Raw genomic sequence first — 22358 nt, forward strand, 5'->3', positions numbered from 1 at the left:
CCCCCGAGACCAACGTGTCCGCCTCCACCGCCACGTGCTACGGCGGAGCGGTCCGCTCCTACTTCACCCAGGGCCGCAGTGGCGGTGACGCCGGCCCGTACCACACCTCGACCCGGTGTAGGGACATCAATGTCCGCAACGCCAGCGCGTACGGCGTGAACGCCTGCGTGATCTTCATCGACCGGACGAGCGCGTGCAACTACCGCACCTACCTGCCACCGGGGTCCAACTTCATCGTGGTGGCCTCGGACGTCAAGGACGGCGTCCGGTTCAAGGTCCGTTTCGAGACCCTGCGGTACGAGGTCGAGCCGCTGATCGCGTACCACGCGTTCTGAGCGGTGCCGACGGGCGTCCGGCCAACCCGGCGTCAGCCGACCCGACTACGCAGCGTAGCCACGGTCGAGCCGGCGAGGGTGAGCAGGCAGTCCGGCAGCAGTCCGTCGGCGACTGCTGCCCCGAAGAGAGCTTCGCCGGTGTCCGCGTCGTGATTGGCGTACGCGCTGACGAAGCGGGCCACCCAGCGGGTGTCGTACCCGGCGTCCTCGATGCCGGGAAAGTCCAACGCGCAGGTGCCGGGCGGTGGCGGGTCGCCGACCATGGTGGCGGCCAGACACCAGGCCACCCCGTACGCCCCGGCGAGCCCGGACCGGTCGACCACCGCGTCGAAGGTGCCCACCACCGCGTCGCCGTCGCCCGACAGGGCCGATCGGAGCACGGCGGCCGCGTCGTCCAGCATCTGATCCGGTACCTCGGTCACCTGCCGAACGATAGGACCGACCGTCAAGCGATGACCCGCAGTACGCTGCGGTAACACTACGTACGGGTCGTTGTTGGGCCGCCCACCGGGGAAGACTCCGCTCTGTCACCGGCCGCGCCGGCACGCTATCGTGCCCAGCGGACCTCCCCGGAGGAAGGACGACAATGCTCGCAACACGCGGCCCGCGCGCTGCCATCCTGGCGGCGGGTGCGGCGTTCCTGCTCGCCACCAGCGCATGTGGGACGACCGACAAGCCCGAGGACACGGCGACCCATCAGGTGCGCCTGTACGGCACCGACGGCAACATGCTGAATTCCTTTCCGGCGGAGCTGAAGAACCGCGGCAACCTGGTCGACGGCATGAAGGGCACCACCCCGCTGACGCCACTGACCGAGGACTTCAAGCAGCGACTGCTCAGGGTCGACCCGAAGTTGACCGACTACATCTATGCCGCCGAGTCGTACGACGCGGTGGTGATCAGTGCGTTGGCGGCCCAGCTCGCCGGCAGCACGGAGCCGACGCAGATCGCCCGGCAGATCGTCGGGGTGACCACCAACGGCCAACGTTGCACGGACGTGAAGGCCTGCCTGAAGCTGGCCCGCGACGGGCAGGACATCGAGTACCGTGGCCCGTCACTGAGCCGGGCCGGGTTCACCGACGCCGGCGAGCCGGCCACCGCGAGCTACGCCACCCTGCACTTCGACGACCAGAAGATCAACGAGGCCAAGTCCGAGTTCGTCGGTGCCGGCAACGAGTCCGACGTGAGCGCGAAGGCCCCGCCGACGCCCCGGAAGCAGCAGGGCGGGCGCGGCGACCGCGCCGACGGCTCCCCGCTGGTGTTCGGCGAACTGCTGCCCAAGACCGGTGATCTGGCCATTGCCTACCCGCCGATGCGGGCCGGAACGGCACTGGCGCTCAAGGAGATCAACGCCGCGGGCGGCGTGCTCGGCGATCCGGTGACCTGGATCGACGGTGACGACGGCACCAGCGTGGAGGTCGCCAAGGACACCGTGGCCTCGCTCATCGCCAGGAACGTGGACGTCATCATCGGTGCCGGCGCCTCCGGCATCTCCAAAGCCGTGCTGCCGGACGTGGTGGCCGCCGGGCGGATCCTCATCTCACCGTCGAACACCGACTCGGCCCTGAGCAAGGCCGAAGACAAGGGGCTGTACTTCCGCACCGCCCCGCCGGACAGCCTCCAGGGGCGGGCCCTGGCCGACGTGATCCTGCGCGACGGCCCGACGAAGATCGTCGTGGTGGCGCGCCGGGACTCCTACGGCGAGGGCCTTCAGGAGACCGTCCGCGCCGAGCTGGAGCAGGCCGGCATCGGCGGAGACCGGGTGAAGCTGCTGAGCTACGAGCCGCCGGCCGACGCCAAGCACGCCCCGGTGGACTTCAGCGGCGTGGCGGGCGAGATCAAGGCGTACGGTCCGGAGGCGGTACTGATCATCGGTTTCGCCGAGTCGGCCGGGCTGATCACCGCGCTGGACGACGCGGGCGTGCCGATCCGCCACTGAGTCCACGTGACGTGCGGGCCACGCCCGCACCGAACCGCCACCGAACGCGCGGACGCAGCCGCACCAGGGCATCCGGTGCGGCCGTCACGCGTACCGGTGCTCAGCGGGAGCGGCGGCGATCCAGGAACTCGGTCATCCGCCGCCGCTTCTCCTCGTCCTCGAAGAGGACCGCCTGGCTGACCAGGTCGAGCTGCGGATGGGCGGCCGACGGAGCGTCGACGGCCAGCTTGGTCAGCCGCAGCGCCAACGCCGACGCCTTCGCCATCTCGTCGATCAGCTCGTGCGCGGCGGGGAGCAGTTGCGTCGGATCGGCCACCACCCGGTTCACCAGGCCGATCCGCAGCGCCTCCTCGGCGTCCACCCGCCGGCCGGTGAAGAGCAGCTCCTTGGCCCGGGCCTCGCCGACCAGTGCGGGCAGCCGGTGGGTGGCGCCCGCGCCGGCCAGGATGCCCAACCGCACCTCGGGCTGACCGAAGACCGCCCGGGCCGTACAGACCCGCAGGTCACAGGCGTACGACAGCTCGGCGCCGCCGCCCAGCGCCGGCCCGTCCACCGCAGCCACGCTCGGCATCGGCAGGGCCCGGATCCGGGCGAACGCCGCCTGGTTGATGGCGGCGAGAGCGTCCAACCGGCCCCGGTCACGGAGCTGGCCGATGTCGGCGCCGCCGGCGAAGATCCCCTGGATCCCACCGGTGAGCAGCAGCAGCCGGGGACGGGCCTCCAGTTCGGCGCAGACGGCGTGCAACTCGCTGATCAGGTCGGCGTCGATGGCGTTGCGCTTCTCCGGCCGGTCCAGCGTCACCACCAGCCGGTCCGGCAGCTCCTCGATCCGCAGCCCGCTCACCGGACACTCCCGGCCGGTGCGGCGTCGGTGTCGGCCCGGCGGCCGTCCACCCAGCGGTAGAAGCCCTGGCCGGACTTCTTGCCGAGCCTGCCCTCGGCGACCATCTCAACCAGCAGCGGCGGCGGCGCGAACCGGTCCCCGTACGCGGCCTGGAGGGTCCGGGCGATGTCCAGCCGCACGTCGAGCCCGACCAGGTCGGTGAGTTCCAGCGGGCCGACCGGGTGCCGGTAGCCGAGGACCATCGCCTTGTCGATGTCGGCCGGGCCGGCCACCCCGTCGGCGACCATCCGGATCGCCTCCAGGCCCAGGGTGACCCCGAGCCGGGAGGTGGCGAAGCCCGGCAGGTCGCGTACGACGACGGGGTCCTTGCCCAGCCGGCCGGCGAGCGCGACGGCCACCTCGGTGGTCGGTGCGGCGGTGGCCGGGCCGACGACGATCTCCAGCAGCGTCATCGCCCATACCGGGTTGAAGAAGTGCAGGCCGATGAAGTTCTCCGGCCGCGCCAGCCCGGCGGCCAGCTCGGCGATCGGGATGCTGGAGGTGTTGCTGCCCAGCAGCGCCGGGCGGAGCGCCTCGGCCTGACCCAGCACCGTCCGCTTCAGGTCGAGCCGTTCCGGCACCGCCTCCACGACGACGTCGGGTTCCGGGGCGACCTCGGCCAGCCCGGCCCGCAGGGTCAGCCGCTCCCGGTTCGCGGCGGCCTGCCCGGCGTCGAGCCGGCCCCGCCGCACGGCCCGGTCCCACAGCTCCCCGAGGCGCGTGGCGGCGGCTCGCGCCCGATCCGGGTCGACCTCGACGAGTTCCACGGCGTAGCCCGCCCCGGCGGCGACGTAGGCGATCCCGAGGCCCATCGTGCCGGCCCCGACGACGACAAAACGACCAGTCATGACGCTCCCTCGCTGCGCGCGGCGACGCACGGGGTCTCCGTCGTGCCGCCCGCTCCTGGGTGCGACCCTATGCAGCACCCGTCGCGACGACATGCGTGGGGGATCGACCCAGCGGGTACAGACAGCCCCCAACGCCAAGGAGAGGACGAACCGACATGGGCCAGGCACCGGTGGACGGCACCGAGACCGTGGAGACCCGCGGCGACGAGCGGGTGGACCTGCTCCGCGCGGACACCAACAACGACGGCAGGACCGACGTGTGGGTGGTCGACACCGACGGCGACGGCAAGGCGGACCTCTTCCAGTTCGACACCGACGGCGACGGCAAGGTGGACATCACCATGGTCGACATCGACGAGGACGGCACGCCGGACGAGGTGGTCGACGGCGACGGCGGGCTACCGCCGGAGCAGCACACCCCGACCGTCGAGGTGTGAGCGGCCGGTCACTCCGCGAGCCGCAGAGTGGCCAGGTAGTACGGGGCGTCCCGGTCGTCCACGTCGACCAGTCGCCACGGCGTGCCGTGCACCAGTTCCGCCAGTTCGTCGGCGGAGCAGACCAGATAGTCGAACCAGTCGGTGCCCAGCTCGCGGTAGCGCAGCCGCAGCCGCAGCTGGCCGCCGAGCCGGCCGCGCCGACGGTTGCGTTCGTGGTAGCCGGTGTGCAGCGGGTCGGTGGTGCCGTACGGGTCGGTGCCCTGCGCGACGATCTGTGCGCCGGGTCGGGCCATGGCGGCGAGCGCGGCGAGGAACCGCGGTGCCCGCTCGCGTCCCTCGAACAGGCCGAGGTTGTTGCCGAGCAGCAGGAAGGTGTCGTACCGGCAGTCACCGGCGGCGTGCTCGTCGACGGTGCCGAGGACCAGGTCGCGTACGCCGCGGTGCCGGGACACCCGCAGCGCGCCGGGAGAGGTGTCCAGCCCGGTCACCGGTACGCCGCGCGCCTGGAGTTCCCGGGCGATCCGGCCGCCGCCGACGCCGACGTCCAGCGTCTCCCCCCGGACCCGGTCGACGGCCCGGTGGTCGTACGGCTGCCAGTGTTCGGGGCCTTCCAGGTAGTGGGCGGCGGGGGCCCCGTTGACCAGCCCGTCGTCCCGCTCGATGATCTCGATGACCGGGCGTGGCAGCCGCCCGCCCGCCAGTGGTCGCCGGCCGGCTCCGACGTGCACGGCGTACGCGTCGCGCAGCATCTCACCGAACACGTCGCCGATCCTGGGTTCCCCGGTCACGCCCCCACGCTATCCGCGCGGGCGGCGGCTGTCGCCGCCGTGTCCTGCCCGGAGGACCGACCCGGACCGCCTGGCGGCGGAGAAGTACGTCCTGCTGACCACGTTCGGCAAGGACGGCCGGGCGGTGGCCACCCCGGTCTGGGCGGTGCGTGACGGGGACGCGCTCGCGGTGTGGACGGCCGCCGACTCCGGCAAGGTGAAACGGTGACCGGTGGCGGCCGGCGGGGTGAGATGCCCGAACATGGTTCAGGGGCGGTGGATCGACGCTGTCGCGTCGTCCGCCCGCCCCCGATGCCGGAACGCTCTTCGATGTCGGCCGGTCAGTCTCCCTGGCGCTGCTGGGGGATCTGCCCCTGAAGCAGGGCCCGTACCTCCGACTCGCGGTACCGACGGTGGCCGCCCAGGGTTCGGATCGCGCTGAGCTTCCCCGCCTTGGCCCACCGGGTCACCGTCTTCGGGTCGACACGGAACATCGACGCCACCTCGGCCGGTGTAAGCAGCGGCTCTGGTTCGTGCGTTCGCGATGCCATCGGTCACTCCTCCACATGTAGAGACATCGGCCGGGGTCCCGCCGGCCGACGCGTCTCCCATGGTCCGGCTAGTCCCCGATGTCCGACATGGGCCGAACGGCCGAAGCTCCCTAGACGGACGGATGAACCATGACCGATTTATCGGCATTTTGCACAGCAGTGGCTACCTTATTCGGACTCATAATCACGCTTCGTGATCCGTCAACTACGACGAGCCCTCAGGTCGGCCGTCCAGTTTACGGTCAATTGCACCGTTCAAGAAGCTGGACCGCCCGCCACCGGGCCACCAGCCGGTCGTATGCCGCGGACGCCTCCTCCGCCTCGCCCCGGGACAGCCCGGCCAGCCCCGCGGCGACCAGGTCGGTGGAATCGTCGGCGGCCAGGGAATCGTCGGAGAGCAGCCGCACCAGACCGCCGTAGTCCAACTCCACCACCGACCGCGGGTGGAACTCCTCCAGCCAGCGGGCGGCCTCCTCGACCGCCTCGGTGATCGGCGCCTCGCCCACCGACTTGCGCAGCACCGACAGCGCCCGCTGCGCCCGCCGGCGGGCCTTCGAGATCTCCGTGCGGTAGCGCAGCGCCCGCCGCTCCGCCGGGTCGGTCACCAGGTGCCGCTCCGCGGTCTCGAAGAGCACGAACCAGCGCAGCGGCACCCCCCAGGTTGCCGTCTGCTCGTGCAACCGGGGCACGCCGTGCTCGAGCACCCGGGCGCCGCTGCGCCAGTCGTCCACCACCGCCTTGGCCTGCCCGGCGAGGACCGGTGGCACGAACGCGTCGGCGAGCACCGACGGGACGCCCTCCCGCGCGCTCAGCGCCGCCTCGGCGACCCGGATCCGCAGGTCCCACGGACAGACCAGCAGGGTGTCGTCAGCCTCCAGCACGTACGCCTCATCCGGCAGGTCGGGCAGCCGGGTCCAACCCGCACCCAGAGCCGCGATGATCGAGGTGCGCTGCCGCCCGGGACCCTCCAGCGGCGCCACCGCGCGCCCCTCCCGCACGTAGCGCCGCCAGTACGCCTGGCGGTCCCGGGCGAAGGCGGTCAGCGGCTCGTACACGCGCAGATACGAAGCGAAGAGCGGCACGGCGCGATCCTCCCACGAAACGGGGGCGTACCGCCGTCGCGGCCCTCGGGCGGGCGTGACGTGGACGACAGTGCGGCGCTGACCGATATTAGGCTCAGCGGCACCGGCAGCATCCCCGCCGGCCCGCCATCAGGTCCGCGTCCCACAAGGACGCCCGCCGACACAGGAGCCAACCATGGGCGTATTCGCCAGCACCGACGACCCGGGATCGTCCGGCCACGAACAGGTCGTCTTCTGCCAGGACAAGCAGACCGGCCTCCGGGCCATCATCGGCATCTACTCGACCGCGCTGGGCCCGGCGCTCGGTGGCACCCGGTTCTACCCGTACGCCAGCGAGGAGGACGCGCTGGCCGACGTGCTCGACCTGTCCCGCGGGATGGCGTACAAGAACGCCCTGGCCGGGCTGGATCACGGCGGCGGCAAGGCGGTCATCTGGGGTGATCCGGAGAAGCTCAAGAGTGAGGCGCTGCTGCGGGCGTACGGCCGCTTCGTGCAGTCGCTCGGCGGGCGCTACTACACCGCCTGCGACGTCGGCACCTTCGTGGCCGACATGGACGTGATCGCCCGGGAGACGCGCTTCGTCACCGGTCGCAGCGTGGCGCACGGTGGTGCCGGCGACTCCTCGATCCTCACCGCCTGGGGCGTCTTCCAGGGCATGCGGGCCGCCGCCGAACACGTGTGGGGCAGCCCGACGCTGGCCGGCCGTCGGGTCGGCGTGGCCGGGCTGGGCAAGGTCGGCAAGCATCTGGTCGGTCACCTGCTCGACGACGGTGCCGAGGTGGTCGCCACCGACGTCGACCCGAAGGCGCACGACTGGGCCCGCACCACCCACCCGCAGGTCGCGCTGGTCGACGACACCGCCGCTCTGGTCGCCGCCGACATCGACGTGTACGCCCCGTGCGCACTGGGCGGCGCGCTGAACGACGACACGGTGCCGGCGCTGCGGGCCAGGGTGGTCGCCGGGGCGGCGAACAACCAGCTCGCCCACCCGGGCATCGAGAAGCTGCTCGCCGACCGGGGTGTCCTCTACGCCCCCGACTACGTGGTGAACTCCGGAGGGGTGATCCAGGTCGCGGACGAGATCGAGGGGTTCAACTTCGAACGGGCCCGGCTGCGTGCCACCCGGATCTACGACACCACCCGGGAGATCCTGCGCCTGGCCGACGCCGAGGGCGTGCCGCCGGCGGTGGCCGCCGACCGGCTGGCCGAGCGCCGGATGGCCGAGGTGGGCCGGCTGCGGACCATCCATCTGCGCTGAGGCCGCGGCCCCCGGGGGCATGGGTGGCGCCGTACCCCCGGGGCTCCGGCGAGTAAGATGAATTCAACCGTTTTGTGGCTCTCTGCCCACCGTCACGACCGATCACTGACGCACTCCTTACCGGGTACACTCGGTGACGGTCGGATGACTGCGACGCGCAGGGCCGGCTGACGGTAACCCGAGGTGCCGAACGGCGGCATCCCCATGTACCGTAAGAGCCACGAGAGATGCCTGACGTCATCGGGGCCCGCCTTCGGGCTGCCCCGCATTCTGTGCGAGGGGGTCGAGCCATGGGGCGCGGCCGTGCTAAGGCCAAGCAGACGAAGGTGGCCCGGGAGTTGAAGTACCACTCCCCGAACACCGACCTCACCGCCTTGCAGCGCGAACTGGCGGGTGCTGGTAAGTCTGAGCACAACTTCGACGACGACTACAAAGAGTATGTCGACGACGATGATGAGGATCACGCGGACGACGACCCGGACGTCTGGGTTCCTCCGACCCGCTGATCTCTGGTCGCAGCTGAGCACGCGGTGCCTCCCGCGTGCTCACGCATGTGTCGTCCGCAGCGGCACCATGCCCGACGATCAGGGGCCTCGCCCGGCCGGTCCTCCGGCTTCCCGGCAAGGTCCCTGATCCCGGGTTGTGCGCGTCCGCTCAGCGCGGCCGGTTGTTCCAGTTGTAGAAGGTCGGGATGTTCTCGAAGTGGTTCCAGGCGCAGACCGCGCCGGCACCGTCGGAACCGTCGACCTCCGCCCGGGCGCGGCGAGCCGCCTCAGCCTCGTGGAGCAGGGCAGTCAGCCCCGTGGCGGCCTGACGGACCCGCTCGGCGACCGGATCCGCGACGCCTCCCCCGACAGCCTCAGGCTGCCGGTGACTCGTGGTCTCGGGCATGCTCCAACACTCCCTCCAGTAGGCGGATCTTGCTGTTCCGGCAGTGCCCGGTCTCCGTGCCGTCGAACCGGCCCTGCTCGAAGTAGCGGTTGGCCGCATGGCCGCCGCCACAGAAGCCGAAGTACGAGCAGCTCGACCGGCACGCCTCGACCCCGGTCAGGAACTCCCCGACCCACGGCGTGCCCGCCGCGCCGGCGAGGATCTCGGCCAGCGGGGTGGCCAGGACGTTGCCGCTGCTGAAGTCGCCGTACCGGGGATCGTGGAAACCGGCCAGCTCCGGGGAGAGCACCACCACCGAGCCGTCGTGGCCGACGGTGGGGATCGGGTCGAGCTGCCGGGGCAGCAGCGCGTCGGCGGTCCCGTCGAGCACTGCCGCGGCGTACCGCAACGACCACTCGACCTCACGCAGGTGGATCCGGGGCGCCCGCCGCCAGGCCGCCACCAGTTCGGCCCAGAACGCGGTCACCGCGGCCGCGTCGTGCGCGTTGCCCCGGGTGTTGACCCCCTCGGTCTCCTCGATGTTGACGCCCAGCACGTCGCAGCCGAGGTCGAGGAAGTAGTCGTACAACTCGGCGGCGAACCCCGGGGCGGGTCGGCTGACCACCGCCAGTGCCGAGAAGGGCAGCCCGTGCCGGCGCAGCGCCTCGACCCCCCGCACGATCCGGTCGTACGCCGGCAGCCCGCCCCGGGTCACCCGCTCGCCGTTGCGCTCCCGGGGGCCGTCCACGCTCACGCTCACCCGCACCCCACGGGCGGCGAAGAACGCGCACCAGGCGTCGTCGACCAGCGTGGCGTTGGTCTGCACGTGGTGCTCCACCTCGGGCCCGAACGGGGCCATCAGCGCGGCCAGATGCTCCCGTCCGGCCGCGAGGGGCTCCCCGCCGTGCCAGACCACCGAGAACCGCCCCGACCGCGCCCACGGATTCACCGACGCGGCGACCGCCTCCGCCACCGCCACCGGCATCCGCCGGTCGGCGGCACGCAACGGCAGGTAGCAGTAGACACAATCCAGGTTGCACAGCGTGGTCGGCTGCATCACCACGTACGAGGGGACCACGGCGATGCCGCGCATCCCCGTCGGCGGTGCTGCCCGAGCAGCCATCGGCCCTCCTCCCCCCTGCGTGAAGTGCACTCAGGCTAGGCGGCGACGACCACTCGGGTGAACCCCCGTTCAGGCACCCGGATGATCAACGAAACGTGATCACCCGCGGGTGTGCTGGCCGATCATCTGCACGTTTCCGGAGCCCTCGATGATCTCGCCGGCCTGCCAGGCGTCCACGCCCCGACCGGCCAGAGTGGCCAGCGCGCGGTCGGCGTCCTCGGCCGAGACGATCGCGAACATGCCGACGCCCATGTTGAAGGTCGCCTCCATCTCCGGGTCCTCGATCCGCCCCTTGGACTGGATCAGGCCGAAGATCGGCTGCGGCTTCCAGGTGGAACGGTTGACCACCGCGTCGACGTGCTCGGGCAGGATCCGCACCAGGTTGCCCGGGATGCCGCCACCGGTGACGTGGGCGATCGAACGCACCTCGGCCTCGGCGATCAACTTGAGGCAGTCCTGCGCGTAGATCTTGGTCGGGGTGAGCAGTTCCTCGCCGAGCGTCCGCTGCCGGCCGAAGTCCTCGATCACCACGTCCAGCCGCATCCGGCCGGCGCCCAGCAGCACGTGCCGGACCAACGAGTAGCCGTTGGAGTGCAGGCCGGACGAACGCATGGCGATCACCACGTCGCCGACCTCGACCCGCTCCGGGCTGAGGATCTCGCTCTCCTCCACCACGCCGACGCCGGTGGCGGAGATGTCGTACTCGTCGGGGCGCAGCACCCCCGGGTGCTCGGCGGTCTCCCCACCGAGCAGGGCGCAGCCGGCGTACCGGCAGCCGTCGGCGATGCCGGCGCCGATCTCGGCGACCTTCTCCGGCACCACCTCGCCGGTGGCGATGTAGTCCAGCAGGAACAGCGGCTCGGCACCGCAGGCCACCAGGTCGTCGACGACCATCGCGACCAGGTCGATGCCGACCGTGTCGTGGATGTCCATCTGCTGCGCGATCACCAGCTTGGTGCCGACGCCGTCGGTCGACGCGGCCATGATCGGGTTCTTGTACTTCGTGGTGTCCAACCGGAACAGCCCGGCGAAGCCACCCAGGTCGCCCATGACCTCCGGTCGCCGGGTCTGCTTCACCTTCGACTTGAGCAGCTCGACCGCGCGGTCACCCGCCTCGATCGAGACTCCGGCGTCGGCGTACGAGACCGTGCGCCTGCGGCTCGCGCGGCCGGTGCCGGCCGTCCAGGGCTGACGATCGCCACCAGCGCCGGTCGGGCTGCTTCCTGCGCCGCTGCGCTCGGACACGTGCGTCACGGTTCTCCCCTTTGTGGTTCTCGACGCGGGCCGAAGTGCCGGCCGACGCCGGGCGGTGCTACGGGTGGTGGACGGTCGCGCCACCCGGAGTGGCGGCGAACGGAGGGGTGGCGGACCCGAGGTCGTCGGCGGGCGTGTTGGTGACCCGCCGTTCCACGCCCTCGAGCACGTGCTTGCCGATCAGGTTCCCCGCCGGCAGCTCGATCGGGTACTCCCCGTCGAAGCAGGCGCGGCAGAGCCGGGTCTTGGGCTGCTCGGTCGCGGCGATGAGACCGGGAAGCGAGACGTAGCCGAGGGTGTCCGCGCCGATCGACCGCCGGACGCCCTCGTTGTCCAGGCCGTTCGCCAGCAGCTCGGCCCGGGTGGCGAAGTCGATGCCGTAGAAGCACGGCCAGGTGACCGGCGGGGACGAGATCCGTACGTGGACCTCCAGCGCGCCCGCCTCGCGCAGCATCCGCACGATGGCCCGCTGGGTGTTGCCACGCACGATCGAGTCGTCGACCACCACCAGCCGCTTGCCCCGCACGTTCTCCCGCAGCGGGTTGAGCTTGAGCCGGATGCCGAGCTGGCGCAGGGTCTGCGACGGCTGGATGAAGGTCCGCCCGACGTACGGGTTCTTCATCAGACCGGCGCCGTAGGTGATGCCCGACTCCTCGGCGTACCCGATGGCGGCCGGAGTGCCCGACTCCGGCACCGGGATCACCAGGTCGGCCTCGACCGGGTGCTCCCGGGCGAGCTGGCGGCCGATCTGCTTGCGGGCGCTGTGCACGTTCCGCCCGGCGATCGTGGCGTCCGGTCGGGCGATGTAGACGTACTCGAAGAGGCAGCCCTTCGGCTCCGGGGCGGCGAACCGGGTGGAGCGCAGCCCGTCGCCGTCGATCGCGATCAGCTCGCCCGGTTCGATCTCCCGGACCACGCTGGCGCCGACGATGTCCAGCGCCGCCGTCTCGCTCGCCACCACCCAGCCGCGCTCCAACCGGCCCAGCACCAACGGGCGTACGCCGTGCGGGTCACGGGCCGCGTAGAGCGTCGACTCGTCCATGAAGACGAAACTGAAGGCCCCGCGCAGCCGGGGCAGCACCTGCATCGCCGCCGCCTCGACGGAGAGGTCGGGGTAGCTCGCCAGCAGCATGGTCACCAGTGAGGTGTCGTTGGTGGCACCGTCGGAGCCCAGCTCGCGCTCGCCCACCTCGCGCTGAAGGTCGGCGGTGTTGACCAGATTGCCGTTGTGCGCCAGGGCGATGGTGGTGCCGGAGCTGCTGGAGCGGATGGTCGGCTGGGCGTTTTCCCAGGTCGACGCGCCAGTGGTGGAGTACCGGGTGTGACCGATCGCCACATGCCCGCGCAGGCTCGCCAGGGTCGGCTCGTCGAAGACCTGGGCCACCAGGCCGAGATCCTTGTAGACCACCACGCCGGACCCGTCGCTCACCGCGATGCCGGCGGCCTCCTGGCCGCGGTGCTGCAAGGCGTAGAGGCCGAAGTAGGTCAGGTTGGCGACCTCTTCGCCGGGGGCCCAGACACCGAAGACGCCGCACGCGTCCTGGGGGCCCGGTCGTTGGGGATCAAGGTCGTGGCTCAGCCGGCCGTCGCCTCGGGGCACCTGCCGCTCCTCATGCTGGTCTGGATGGCCTGGCGTGCGTTCAGCACGCCACCGCCCGGGGCCCACTGTCGTCGCCTGACAGTGTACGCGAATCAGAGTCGATACAGATAGTCACGATTCGCCTTCTGGTCGTGACCACATCCATGTGATCGCCCCTGCTAGAGGGGCAGATACCCGGAGAGATCCGCCCGCACGCCACTGACCCGTACGCGACCCTCCGTGATCGCCTGGGGCCAGGAGAGTCTTCCCGTGGCCAATGCCAACCAGGTCGGTGGGTCCATTTCCACCACGTTCGGCGGGGTGCCACGGGTGTGTCGCGGACCGGGGAGGCACTGAACTGCACCGTAAGGTGGGACTCGCACCTCCACCGATCGGCCGGGGGCACGCTCCGCGAGGGCGGTCAACAAGGCACGGACCGCCTCCCGGTACACCGACCGATCGGGGACCCGCCCCTCGTCGAGTGCCGTGAGCACCGCCGCGACCGCGGTGGACTTAATGTGCGGAGAGGACACGACGGGACGATACGACCCGATGCCATCGGCTCGGACACTGGCCCTGGGTCGCGCTGATCCCGTCAGACAAGGCATAGTTGCCGACGGCGTATTCGTACCGTGATGATCCCTGGTTCAAACCGACCCGGGAAGTCAGACCGGAAGGCGGTGGACGTGTCAACACACCGACGTGCCTGGAAGCAACGGGCCGGTGTGGTCGTAGCGCTGGTTGCCGGCGCCCTGCTCGCCACCCCCGCCACACCGGCTCTGGCCGCCTCGGTCAGCGTGTCGCCGGGCTCGGTCACGGTGAACGCCGGCAGCGACGCCACCGTGACGGTCCGGGTCACTCCCGGCGCTGAAGACAAGTCGGCCCAGATCAGCCTCACCGGTCTCCCTGCCGGTGTCAGCTGCGACGGCTGCGGCACCGTCACCTTCGGCGAGATCCCGGGCCAGCCGAAAACCCAACTGCTGACGCTGAAGGCGAACGACAACGCGGCGGACGCCAACGCCCAGGTCACCGTGCGGGTGGTGCCGGACAAGTCGGGTCCGGACACCGGGAACTTCAACCTGACGGTGAAGGGCAAGGCCGCACCGACGAGCAAGCCGCCGGAGCAGCAGACGGTCAAGTCGATCTCCGGCAAGGTGGTCGTCGCCGCCAACGGCGACGCGGTTCCCGACGCGCGGGTGCTGCTGCAGGACTCTCAAGACAACCAGTACGAAACCAGGACCGACGCCAGCGGCAACTGGCGCTTCACCGGCTCCGCGGAGAAGCCCATCGCTCCGGGCCGGATCGACCTGGGCGCCAGCAAGGGCGCCGACGCGATCAACACCAAGACGATCAACGCCAGCGCGGGGCAGAGCCTGACCGGTCAGCGGATCACGCTGCCGATCAAGGTAGAGGTCTCCCCCAGCGCCAGCCCGTCCCCCTCCGCGGAGACAAGCCCCACCGAAGAGGTCGCCGAGGACGACGCCACCGCCGGGGCCAGTGATGCGGCCGCCGGAGCGCCGCAGGCGGCCGCCAACGACGACGAGGGTGGCATGGGCTCGTTCCTGGTCATCCTGCTCGGCGGTCTGCTCGTCGCGGCCGGTGTCGGCACGATCGTGCTGCTCTGGATCCGCCGCCGCAACGCCGAGGAGGACGACGGGGGCGCGACCGACGGTGCGGCCGCGACCGGTGGTGCGGCCGCGGCGCGGGGCGCGTTGCGGGGGGCCGACGACCAGACCCGGGTGGTCAACCGGGTCGGTGCCGGACCGGATCCGACGATGGTGGGTGGCACCTCGCTGAGCGATGCGCCGACGATGTTGCAGCGCCCGGTCGTCGACGACGTCCCACCGGACCCGTACGCGGCGCCGCCGCAGCCGTACGGTCCCGGCGGTGCGCAGGCCGGCGGCTGGTCCGGCGGGGGCTACGGCGACGAGCCGGCCCCGGCCGGCGGGTACGGCCAGCAGGGCGGATACGGCAACAACGCCCCCGCCTCGGGCGGCGGATACGGCAATGCTCCCTCGTCCGGCGGCGGGTACGGCAACGCCCCGGCCGGCGGTGGCGCGTACGGCAACGCCCCCTCGTCGGGCAGCGGGTACGGCAACGCCCCCTCGTCGGGCAGCGGGTACGGCAACGCCCCCGCCTCAGGCGGCGGATACGGCAACGACTTCGGCGCACCCGCCGGCGGCCCCGGCTACGGCGGGCCGCAGCAGGGCGGCGGCTACGGCGAACGGTACGACGAGCCGACCGGCCGCTACCCCGGCGAGGCCACCGGCGGCTATGCCCCGCCGGCCGACCCGTACCCGACCACCACCTACCAGCCGGAGTCGGGCTACGACCAGGGCGAGCCGGGCTACGGTCGTGTCCAGGAGCAGGGTGGCGGCCAGGGCGGCTACGGCGGGCCGGGCGGCTACGAGGCGGCCCCGCAGCAGGGCTACGACAGCCGGTACGACCAGCAGGGCGGCTACGGCGCACCGCAGGGCGGGTACGACCAGCAGGGCGGCTACGGCGGCCAGCAGGGCGGGTACGACCAGCCCGGCGGGCACGACCAGCAGCCGCCAGCGCAGCAGGGTGGCTACGGCCAACAGCCCCCGCAAGGAGGCTACGGCGAACAGCCCCCGCCGCAGGGAGGCTACGGCCAACAGCCCCCACAAGGAGGCTACGGTCAGCAGCCGCCGCCGCAGGGAGGCTACGGCCAACAGCCCCCACAAGGAGGCTACGGTCAGCAGCCGCCGCCGCAGGGAGGCTACGGTCAGCAGCCCCCGCCGCAGGGCGGCTACGGCCAACAGCCCCCGCAAGGAGGCTATGGCCAGCAGCCGTCGCCGCAGGGTGGCTACGACAACCACGGCTACGACCAGCAGGCTGGCGGCTACTACGGCGAGCAGGCCCCGGCGGGCCGGGCTCGGCCGGACGGCCCGCCGCCCCAGGACCGGGGCGGTCGCCGTCTCGACTGGCTGGACGACTGAGCTGACAGCACGCACGGAAAGGGCCGCCCACTTGCCGGGCGGCCCTTTCCGCTTCCGCAGTCAACCGACCGGTTCCGAATCGTCCCGGAGTGAGTGGCCGGCGTCGCCGTAGCACGCGCAGGCGGCTCTCTGAGGGCACGTGTGACGCCACCGGCTCGGAAAGCCCGTGGTCAGGCGCGGGAGAAGACGCCCTGCCGCAGGAGCGGGACCACGTCGGAGACGTCGGTCTGGACGGCGATCTCGACGTCGGCGGTGAAGCCGCCCTCCACCAACTCCCGCCCGGAGACGCAGCCGCGTACCGCTGCGGGCACGTCCGGGGTGCTGGCCAGCGCGGCGAGGGCCATCGCTGCCTCCACCGACAGCCCACCGGGCACTCCGGAGAGGGCGTCCAGCACGCTGGCCGCACCGAGCTGGTCCTCAACCGACGGGCGCAGTGAGCCGTCCGGCCAGCGTTCACCGGCGGCGATCACCCCCACCGGTGCCTCCGTCGAGCCGTACCCCTGGCGGCGCAGCCATCGCCCGACGGCGCGGGCGTTACGCAGGCAGGCCGCGACGACGGGCAGCCCCGTGGCGCTGGCGGCGGCGCTGATCGCCGATCCGTTCGGCGACGGCAGCACCAGGTCGGCGACGGCCGGCGCGGTGGTCAGCGCAGCCGGGGAGAGCGACCACGGGTGTTCCGGGGTCGTCCGACGGCGACCCACCGCGGCGACGGCCCCGACCCGCAGCGCGTAGTCGGCAGCTTGCTCGCCCCAGGGGAACGGGTGGACCCGCATACCGCGGCCGACCGCCACCTCCACGGCGGTGGTGAACGAGAGCACGTCCACCACCACCAGCACCGCGCAGACGCGGCCCAGCTCCGCCGCCCCGGTCAGCCCCCAGTCGAACCGGGCGCCAGCGCCGGGTTGGGCGTGGACAGCCGTGGCCACCGCCTCAACGCTCGTCGGTCGTGCCCGGCTGCTCGTCACCGGCGTCGCCGGGCGTGGCGTCCGCGGTGGTCGAGGCCGGTGCGTCCGGTGCGCTCGTCGCCCCGGTCGACTCCGCCACCGGTACGCCGTCGCCGGCAGATCCGGACGACGCGGCCGGGGCAGCGGCACTCGACGCGGCCTCGGCACCCGCTTCGGTCGGCGCGGCAGGCGAGCCCGGGACCGTGCCGGCGACCGGCTCGTCCGCGACCGGCTGGGCGTCGGTCCCGATCGGCTCGACAGCCGGTACGTCCACCGGCTGGCTGGCCGTCGCCGGGGCGATGGTGGTGGTGCCGGTGCGCGTCGCCTCGACCTCGACCTGCGCCGCCTCCGGGCCGCCGAAGAGCTTCGGCAGGGTGGCGGTGTGCGCCGCGCGCAGCTCGTCCAGACCGATCCGGAACTGGCCGTGCACCTCGAGCGCGCCGTTGCCCGGCTCGGTGACGCCGATCAGCTCCCACGGCACGCCCCGCTCCGAGCAGAGGGCCGTGAACGCCTTCTCGTGGCCTCGCGGCACGGACACCAACATCCGGCCGGCCGACTCGCTGAACAGGAAGACGAACGGCAGGGAGCCGTCGGCGAACCGTTCCGGCACCGCGATCCGGGCACCGACGCCGTGCCGCAGGCACGACTCGACCAGGCTCTGGGCCAGGCCGCCGTCGGAGAGATCATGGGCGGAGCTGAGGTGACCCACCCGGGCCGCCTCCGCCATCAGCTCGGCCAGCAGCCGCTCGCGGGCCAGGTCCACCTGGGGTGGCATGCCGCCGAGGTGCTGGTGGGTGACCCAGGCCCACTCGGAGCCGGAGAGTTCCACGTGCGTGTCGCCGAGCAGGAAGAGCTGGTCGTGGTCGCCGCCGGAGCGCGGGACGAAGCCCATCGGCACCCGGTCGGCCACGTCGTCGAGCACGCCCAGCACGCCGACCACCGGTGTCGGGTGGATCGCGGCGGCACCGGTCTGGTTGTAGAAGCTGACGTTGCCGCCGGTCACCGGGATGCCCAGCTCCAGGCAGCCGTCCGCGAGGCCGCGTACCGCCTCGGCGAACTGCCACATCACGCCCGGGTCCTCCGGGGAACCGAAGTTGAGGCAGTTGGTGACGGCGATCGGCTTCGCCCCGGTGACGGCCACGTTCCGGTACGCCTCGGCCAGCGCCAGCTTCGTCCCCTGGTACGGGTCGAGGCGGGCGTACCGGCCGTTGCCGTCGACGGAGAGGGCGACGCCGAGGCCGCTCTGCTCGTCGATCCGGATCACGCCGGAGTCCTCCGGCTGGGCGAGCACGGTGTTGCCCAGCACGTACCGGTCGTACTGCTCGGTGACCCAGGTCTTGTCGGCCAGGTTCGGCGAGGCGATCATCCGGAGCACGGTCTCCCGCAGCGCCTCCGGGGTGTTCGGCCGGGGCAGGGTCTCGGCCCGGTCGGCCTGGAGCAGGATCAGGTCGGCCGGCTCGCGCATCGGGCGGGCGTAGACCGGACCGTCGTCGACCAACGAGCCCGGCGGGACGTCCACCACCAGACGGTCGCGCCAGGTGATCACCAACCGGCCCGGCTGGCCGTCCGGCGCCGGCGCGGTGACCTCACCGATCGCGGTGGCCCAGACGCCCCACTTCTCGGCGATCTTGAGCACCGCCTCCAGCTTTTCCGGGGCGACGACCAGCAGCATCCGCTCCTGGGACTCGCTGGCCAGGATCTCGTGCGGCTCCATCGAGGGCTCCCGCAGCGGCACCCGCTCCAGCCACACCCGCATCCCGGTGCCCGCCGACGCTGCCGTCTCGGTCAGCGCGCAGGTCAGACCGGCGCCGCCGAGGTCCTGGATGCCGACGACCAGCTCGGCGTCGTACAACTCCAGGCACGCCTCGATGAGCAGCTTCTCCATGAACGGGTCGCCGACCTGCACCGACGGGCGACGCTGCTCGCTGCCCTCGTCGAAGGTGGCACTGGCCAGCACCGACACGCCGCCGATGCCGTCCCGGCCGGTCTTGGCACCCATCAGCACCACGACGTTGCCCGGGCCGGTGGCGTCCTTCTTCTGCAACCGGTCGACCGGGAGCACACCGAGGCAGAGCGCGTTGACCAGCGGGTTGCCCTGGTAGCAGGGGTCGAAGACCACCTCGCCGCCGATGTTCGGCAGGCCCAGGCAGTTGCCGTAGCCGCCGACACCGGCGACCACACCGGGCAGCACGCGCGCGGTGTCCGGGTGGTCGGCCGCGCCGAAGCGCAGCGGGTCCATCACCGCGACCGGGCGGGCACCCATGGCGAGGATGTCCCGGACGATGCCGCCGACACCGGTCGCCGCACCCTGGTACGGCTCGACGAAGCTCGGGTGGTTGTGCGACTCGACCTTGAAGGTGACCGCGAGTTCGTCGGAGACTCTGACCACACCGGCGTTCTCACCGATGCCGGCGAGCAGCCGGTCACTCGGCGGGGCCTTCTCACCGAACTGGCGCAGGTGCACCTTGCTCGACTTGTAGGAGCAGTGCTCACTCCACATGATCGAGTACATGGCGAGCTCGGCCTGGGTGGGGCGGCGGCCGAGGATCTGCCGGATCCGCTCGTACTCGTCGTCGCGGAGGCCCAGCTCGGCGTAGGGCTGGAGTTCCTCCGGGGTGCCGGCGGCCCGGGGCACGGTGTCCACACCGTCGGCCCAGTCGGCGGCCGGCACCGCATCGGCGTGCCGGCCCGCGTCGGCCGGGCCGCCCTGCGCCACGGTGGCCGTGGGCGGCTCCGCCGGGGCGGCCGGGAAGGCGCCCGGCGTCTCCCGTACGGCCGGGTCCGGATGGGTGGTCATGACCTCTCCTCGCTGCGCTCGTGGTCGCCCGTGGGGCGGTGGAGCCGACCGATGATCCCGTCGCGCACGGTCACGCCGGCGTCCCCACCAGGTGCTTGAGCACCGAGGTGAAGAAGCCGAGACCGTCCAGGGAGGGGCCGGTGAGTGCTTCCACCGCGTGCTCGGGGTGGGGCATGATGCCGACCACGTTGCCGGCGGCGTTGGTGATCGCCGCGATGTCGCGCTGCGACCCGTTGGGATTGCCTCCGACGTAGCGGGCGACGACGCGCCCCTCGGCCTCCAGGGCGTCCAGGGTCGCGGTGTCCGCGACGTAGCAGCCCTCGCCGTTCTTGACCGGGATGAGGATCTCCTGGCCCGACTGGAAGGCGTTCGTCCAGGCCGTGCCGGTCGACTCCACGCGCAGGAGCTGGTCCCGGTTGCGGAAGTGCAGGTGCTGGTTGCGGGTGAGCGCGCCGGGCAGCAGGTGGGCCTCGCAGAGGATCTGGAAGCCGTTGCAGATCCCGAGCACCGGCAGGCCGCCCCGGGAGGCGTCCACGATCTTCTCCATCACCGGGGCGAACCGGGCGATGGCTCCGCAGCGCAGGTAGTCGCCGTAGGAGAAACCGCCGGGGAGGACCACGGCGTCCACCCCGTGCAGCTCCGCGTCGCCGTGCCAGAGCCGGACCGGCTCGGCGCCGGCGAGGCGTACGGCCCGGGCCGCGTCCCCGTCGTCCAGCGAGCCGGGGAAGGTCACCACACCGACGCGCGCGGTCACGGCTGCGCGTCCACGGTCTCGTCGGCTCCGACCACGCGGACGGTGAAGTCCTCGATGACGGGGTTGGCGAGCAGCTTGTCGGCGATCTCCCGGGCCTGGTCCAGGTCCGGCTCACCGGTGAAATCGATCTCGATTCGCCTACCGATCCGGACGGAGGCGACGTCACTGACGCCGAGCCGCGGCAGCGCGTTTGCGACGGCCTGGCCCTGGGGATCGAGGATCTCGGGCTTGAGCATGACGTCGACGACGACGCGAGGCACTGGGCACTCCTGACTGTGTACGCAGTTGGGTGCCGGCCCACTACGGGCGAGCGTGGCCAGCGTACCTGGCAGATGCGGCTCTGGATCCACCGGCCGGGGCCGGTTCAGGCCGTGATCGACATAACTCCGCGGCGGCACGGGTAGCCGATGCCGTTTCGTTGCGGCACCGATGCGCTTCCGTTGCCTGTAACCGTGGCGTCACGTGGCCGTCACGCTTCTGGCCAGGCAGAACGCTCACCTGGGGGGACGAATGTGACCAGTTTCTGACAAACAGCCAAGGCCGCCGGTCGACACGACGGGTCACATCCGGTTCATTTTCGCCAAACCCTTGTGAACAGGACTCACGAACCCTACCGTTCGTCGCCAAGCGTCGATGCCTTCCATCGACGCCTCGGTGGGTCACCCCTCCGCCCGCCGACACCGCCCGGCGACCCCGGGTCCCGACACAAGGAGTCCCCGACATGCGACTTCGCCCCCTGGTCGCGGTGCTGACCACCGCCCTCGCCAGCGTGCTCGCCTCCGCCTCCGGCGCGACCGCGGCCCCTGCCGGACCGCAGCCGATCATCGGTGGCGACACCGTCTCTTCCGCACCCTGGGCCGCGGCGGTGTTCAGCAACGGCTCGTTCACCTGCTCCGGCAGCGTCATCTCCGCCGACTGGGTGCTCACCGCCAAGCACTGCGTCAGCGGCTCGATGTCCGTGCGGATCGGCAGCGTCCACCGCTCCTCCGGCGGGGTCACCCGTACCGTCGCCGCCACCTACAGCCGCTACGACCTCGCCCTGATGCGCCTGTCCAGCCCGGTGAGCGCTCCCCCGGTGACGCTGGCCAACAGCAACCCGCCGGTCGGCTCCACCAACACGATCTACGGCTGGGGGCAGACCTGCTACCGCGGCTGCTCGGCCTCCAGCCAGCTCAAGACCGCCTCGGTCCGGGTGACCAGCACCAACGTCACCGACGCGTACGGCGGGCAGGCGATCCGGAGCACCGAGATCAGCGGCAACGCCTGGCGCGGCGACTCGGGCGGCCCGCAGTTCTACAACGGCCAGCAGGTCGGCGTCGCCTCCACCGCCGACGGCGTGAGCATCCAGAACTACGGCAGCGTCGCGTACAACCGGGCCTGGATCACCTCGACGGCCGGTGTCTGACCGTTAACGCCCTGGCGGCGCGGATGACCGGCGGAGCGCCGGACGTCCGCGCCGCCTCGTTTTGCAGCATCCGGTCAGCTGAACAGTGCTCGCGTACCGGCCGGCCAGCGGCTGACAGCATCGGAACCGTGCTGGTCGTGACGACGGATCAACTGCCCGGCTACGAGATCCGCCAGATTCTCGGCGAAGTGGTGTCATCAATGGCCAGGACGCGCAACCCGTACCGCGAGGGGGTCAAGAACCTACGCGGCGGCGCGTACGACCCGATGGCGCCGGACAACCTCACCCGCTGGCGTACCGACTCGGTGGCCCGGCTCGGCGAGGAGGCCCGCCGGCTCGGCGCGAACGCCGTGGTGGGTATGCGCTTCGACAGCCGGGACTGCGGCGAGATGTGGATGGAGATCTGCGCGTACGGCACGGCGGTGATCGTGGTGCCCAAGGTCCCCGACGTCATGCCATCCGACCAGCCCCTGGTCGCCGCCGAGACCGCCCACGACGCGGGGATCGCCGAGGCCCCCGGCGGCATCGCCGAACCGGCCAGCGCCCCTGATCTGCGCTCGGCCCCCGAAACC

The 22358-nt window shown here is 71.8% G+C and carries 22 protein-coding genes and 2 pseudogenes; 9 read left to right on the forward strand and 15 right to left on the reverse strand.

Features of this window, described 5'->3' with window-relative positions:
- Positions 1-335: pseudogene (locus E1182_RS31155) on the forward strand (hypothetical protein); the annotation flags it as partial.
- Between the two features lie 32 nt (positions 336-367).
- On the opposite strand, the gene E1182_RS17425 reads toward E1182_RS31155, so the two are convergent.
- Entirely contained in the window at positions 368-736 is a 369-nt protein-coding gene (locus E1182_RS17425; RefSeq protein ID WP_132266443.1) for a hypothetical protein, read from the reverse strand.
- A gap of 185 nt (positions 737-921) precedes the next feature.
- Between E1182_RS17425 and E1182_RS17430 the strand changes: the two genes are divergently transcribed.
- Positions 922-2274: an ABC transporter substrate-binding protein gene (locus tag E1182_RS17430; RefSeq protein ID WP_132266374.1), complete on the forward strand. Its 1353-nt coding sequence runs from the start codon at positions 922-924 to the stop codon at positions 2272-2274.
- Between the two features lie 100 nt (positions 2275-2374).
- On the opposite strand, the gene E1182_RS17435 is transcribed toward E1182_RS17430, so the two are convergent.
- Together E1182_RS17435 and E1182_RS17440 are read right to left on the reverse strand one after the other, a co-directional pair.
- Positions 2375-3118, reverse strand: coding sequence for an enoyl-CoA hydratase/isomerase family protein (locus E1182_RS17435; RefSeq protein ID WP_132266377.1), 744 nt, complete (start codon positions 3116-3118; stop codon positions 2375-2377).
- Positions 3115-4005 (reverse strand): 3-hydroxyacyl-CoA dehydrogenase family protein, encoded by an 891-nt coding sequence (locus E1182_RS17440; RefSeq protein ID WP_132266382.1) that lies wholly within the window; start codon positions 4003-4005, stop codon positions 3115-3117. Before E1182_RS17440 ends, E1182_RS17435 begins: the two co-directional genes overlap by 4 nt.
- A gap of 155 nt (positions 4006-4160) precedes the next feature.
- On the opposite strand from E1182_RS17440, the gene E1182_RS17445 reads away from it, so the two are divergent.
- Positions 4161-4442: a hypothetical protein gene (locus E1182_RS17445; protein ID WP_132266393.1), complete on the forward strand. Its 282-nt coding sequence runs from the start codon at positions 4161-4163 to the stop codon at positions 4440-4442.
- 8 nt (positions 4443-4450) lie between these two features.
- Here E1182_RS17445 and E1182_RS17450 read toward each other — a convergent pair whose 3' ends face one another.
- Complete coding sequence (locus E1182_RS17450) at positions 4451-5230, reverse strand: bifunctional 2-polyprenyl-6-hydroxyphenol methylase/3-demethylubiquinol 3-O-methyltransferase UbiG (RefSeq protein WP_132266396.1); 780 nt, start codon at positions 5228-5230, stop codon at positions 4451-4453.
- A 28-nt stretch (positions 5231-5258) separates the two neighbouring features.
- Between E1182_RS17450 and E1182_RS17455 the strand changes: the two are divergent.
- Positions 5259-5435, forward strand: a pseudogene (locus E1182_RS17455) (pyridoxamine 5'-phosphate oxidase family protein); the annotation flags it as partial.
- A 115-nt stretch (positions 5436-5550) separates the two neighbouring features.
- Here E1182_RS17455 and E1182_RS17460 read toward each other — a convergent pair.
- Together E1182_RS17460 and E1182_RS17465 are read right to left on the reverse strand one after the other, a co-directional pair.
- The gene (locus E1182_RS17460; RefSeq protein WP_007073996.1) at positions 5551-5760 is read right to left on the reverse strand and encodes a BldC family transcriptional regulator; all 210 of its coding nucleotides are present in this window, start codon (positions 5758-5760) and stop codon (positions 5551-5553) included.
- A 242-nt stretch (positions 5761-6002) separates the two neighbouring features.
- Positions 6003-6842, reverse strand: coding sequence for a hypothetical protein (locus E1182_RS17465; RefSeq protein ID WP_132266399.1), 840 nt, complete (start codon positions 6840-6842; stop codon positions 6003-6005).
- A 175-nt stretch (positions 6843-7017) separates the two neighbouring features.
- Between E1182_RS17465 and E1182_RS17470 the strand changes: the two genes are divergently transcribed.
- Positions 7018-8100 (forward strand): Glu/Leu/Phe/Val dehydrogenase, encoded by a 1083-nt coding sequence (locus E1182_RS17470; protein ID WP_132266403.1) that lies wholly within the window; start codon positions 7018-7020, stop codon positions 8098-8100.
- A 290-nt stretch (positions 8101-8390) separates the two neighbouring features.
- Positions 8391-8606 carry a DUF3073 domain-containing protein gene (locus E1182_RS17475; protein ID WP_132266406.1) on the forward strand — a complete coding sequence of 72 codons (216 nt, stop codon included), beginning with the start codon at positions 8391-8393 and terminating at the stop codon, positions 8604-8606.
- A gap of 148 nt (positions 8607-8754) precedes the next feature.
- Here E1182_RS17475 and amcA read toward each other — a convergent pair whose 3' ends face one another.
- The 5 genes from amcA to E1182_RS17500 all read right to left on the reverse strand — a co-directional run bounded on the left by amcA (position 8755) and on the right by E1182_RS17500 (position 13459).
- The gene (gene amcA / locus E1182_RS17480; RefSeq protein WP_132266409.1) at positions 8755-8991 is read right to left on the reverse strand and encodes a multiple cyclophane-containing RiPP AmcA; all 237 of its coding nucleotides are present in this window, start codon (positions 8989-8991) and stop codon (positions 8755-8757) included.
- Entirely contained in the window at positions 8960-10063 is a 1104-nt protein-coding gene (gene amcB, locus E1182_RS17485; protein WP_207921432.1) for a cyclophane-forming radical SAM peptide maturase AmcB, read from the reverse strand. Before amcB ends, amcA begins: the two co-directional genes overlap by 32 nt.
- 129 nt (positions 10064-10192) lie before the next feature.
- The gene (gene purM / locus E1182_RS17490) at positions 10193-11347 is read right to left on the reverse strand and encodes a phosphoribosylformylglycinamidine cyclo-ligase (protein WP_132266417.1); all 1155 of its coding nucleotides are present in this window, start codon (positions 11345-11347) and stop codon (positions 10193-10195) included.
- A gap of 58 nt (positions 11348-11405) precedes the next feature.
- On the reverse strand, positions 11406-12947 hold the full coding sequence (purF, locus tag E1182_RS17495; RefSeq protein ID WP_243706269.1) for an amidophosphoribosyltransferase: 1542 nt from the start codon (positions 12945-12947) through the stop codon (positions 11406-11408).
- Positions 12948-13105: 158 nt separating this feature from the next.
- Positions 13106-13459 (reverse strand): sterol carrier family protein, encoded by a 354-nt coding sequence (locus E1182_RS17500; protein WP_132266420.1) that lies wholly within the window; start codon positions 13457-13459, stop codon positions 13106-13108.
- Positions 13460-13561: 102 nt separating this feature from the next.
- Here E1182_RS17500 and E1182_RS17505 point away from each other — a divergent pair, with 102 nt between their 5' ends.
- A complete protein-coding gene (locus E1182_RS17505; RefSeq protein WP_132266423.1) occupies positions 13562-15886 on the forward strand; it encodes a carboxypeptidase regulatory-like domain-containing protein in 2325 nt (774 codons plus the stop codon).
- A gap of 170 nt (positions 15887-16056) precedes the next feature.
- Here the strand turns inward: E1182_RS17505 and E1182_RS17510 are convergent, their stop codons facing one another.
- The 4 genes from E1182_RS17510 to purS form a co-directional block, all read right to left on the reverse strand.
- Positions 16057-16812, reverse strand: coding sequence for a 2-phosphosulfolactate phosphatase (locus E1182_RS17510; RefSeq protein WP_132266426.1), 756 nt, complete (start codon positions 16810-16812; stop codon positions 16057-16059).
- A 4-nt stretch (positions 16813-16816) separates the two neighbouring features.
- A complete protein-coding gene (gene purL / locus E1182_RS17515) occupies positions 16817-19627 on the reverse strand; it encodes a phosphoribosylformylglycinamidine synthase subunit PurL (protein WP_243706270.1) in 2811 nt (936 codons plus the stop codon).
- 70 nt (positions 19628-19697) lie between these two features.
- Entirely contained in the window at positions 19698-20381 is a 684-nt protein-coding gene (purQ, locus tag E1182_RS17520) for a phosphoribosylformylglycinamidine synthase subunit PurQ (protein WP_132266430.1), read from the reverse strand.
- Positions 20378-20641 (reverse strand): phosphoribosylformylglycinamidine synthase subunit PurS, encoded by a 264-nt coding sequence (purS, locus tag E1182_RS17525; protein ID WP_132266433.1) that lies wholly within the window; start codon positions 20639-20641, stop codon positions 20378-20380. Before purS ends, purQ begins: the two co-directional genes overlap by 4 nt.
- Before the next feature lie 461 nt (positions 20642-21102).
- Here purS and E1182_RS17530 point away from each other — a divergent pair, with 461 nt between their 5' ends.
- Together E1182_RS17530 and E1182_RS17535 are read left to right on the forward strand one after the other, a co-directional pair.
- Complete coding sequence (locus E1182_RS17530) at positions 21103-21786, forward strand: DUF1986 domain-containing protein (protein WP_132266436.1); 684 nt, start codon at positions 21103-21105, stop codon at positions 21784-21786.
- Between the two features lie 23 nt (positions 21787-21809).
- The coding region (locus tag E1182_RS17535; RefSeq protein ID WP_132266440.1) for a YbjQ family protein at positions 21810-22358 on the forward strand (549 nt) is incomplete at its 3' end.

Origin of the sequence: Micromonospora sp. KC721, assembly GCF_004348355.1 — a bacterium.
Lineage (GTDB): Bacteria > Actinomycetota > Actinomycetes > Mycobacteriales > Micromonosporaceae > Micromonospora.

Excerpts from the sequence above, each read along its gene's own strand:
- E1182_RS17425 (WP_132266443.1), bottom strand. The coding sequence starts at position 736 with ATGCTGGACGACGCGGCCGCCGTGCTCCGATCGGCCCTGTCGGGCGAC.
- E1182_RS17430 (WP_132266374.1), top strand. The coding sequence starts at position 922 with ATGCTCGCAACACGCGGCCCGCGCGCTGCCATCCTGGCGGCGGGTGCG.
- E1182_RS17440 (WP_132266382.1), bottom strand. The coding sequence starts at position 4,005 with ATGACTGGTCGTTTTGTCGTCGTCGGGGCCGGCACGATGGGCCTCGGG.
- E1182_RS17445 (WP_132266393.1), top strand. The coding sequence starts at position 4,161 with ATGGGCCAGGCACCGGTGGACGGCACCGAGACCGTGGAGACCCGCGGC.
- E1182_RS17460 (WP_007073996.1), bottom strand. The coding sequence starts at position 5,760 with ATGGCATCGCGAACGCACGAACCAGAGCCGCTGCTTACACCGGCCGAG.
- E1182_RS17470 (WP_132266403.1), top strand. The coding sequence starts at position 7,018 with ATGGGCGTATTCGCCAGCACCGACGACCCGGGATCGTCCGGCCACGAA.
- E1182_RS17475 (WP_132266406.1), top strand. The coding sequence starts at position 8,391 with ATGGGGCGCGGCCGTGCTAAGGCCAAGCAGACGAAGGTGGCCCGGGAG.
- amcA (WP_132266409.1), bottom strand. The coding sequence starts at position 8,991 with ATGCCCGAGACCACGAGTCACCGGCAGCCTGAGGCTGTCGGGGGAGGC.
- amcB (WP_207921432.1), bottom strand. The coding sequence starts at position 10,063 with ATGCGCGGCATCGCCGTGGTCCCCTCGTACGTGGTGATGCAGCCGACC.
- E1182_RS17505 (WP_132266423.1), top strand. The coding sequence starts at position 13,562 with ATGATCCCTGGTTCAAACCGACCCGGGAAGTCAGACCGGAAGGCGGTG.
- purL (WP_243706270.1), bottom strand. The coding sequence starts at position 19,627 with ATGACCACCCATCCGGACCCGGCCGTACGGGAGACGCCGGGCGCCTTC.
- E1182_RS17530 (WP_132266436.1), top strand. The coding sequence starts at position 21,103 with ATGCGACTTCGCCCCCTGGTCGCGGTGCTGACCACCGCCCTCGCCAGC.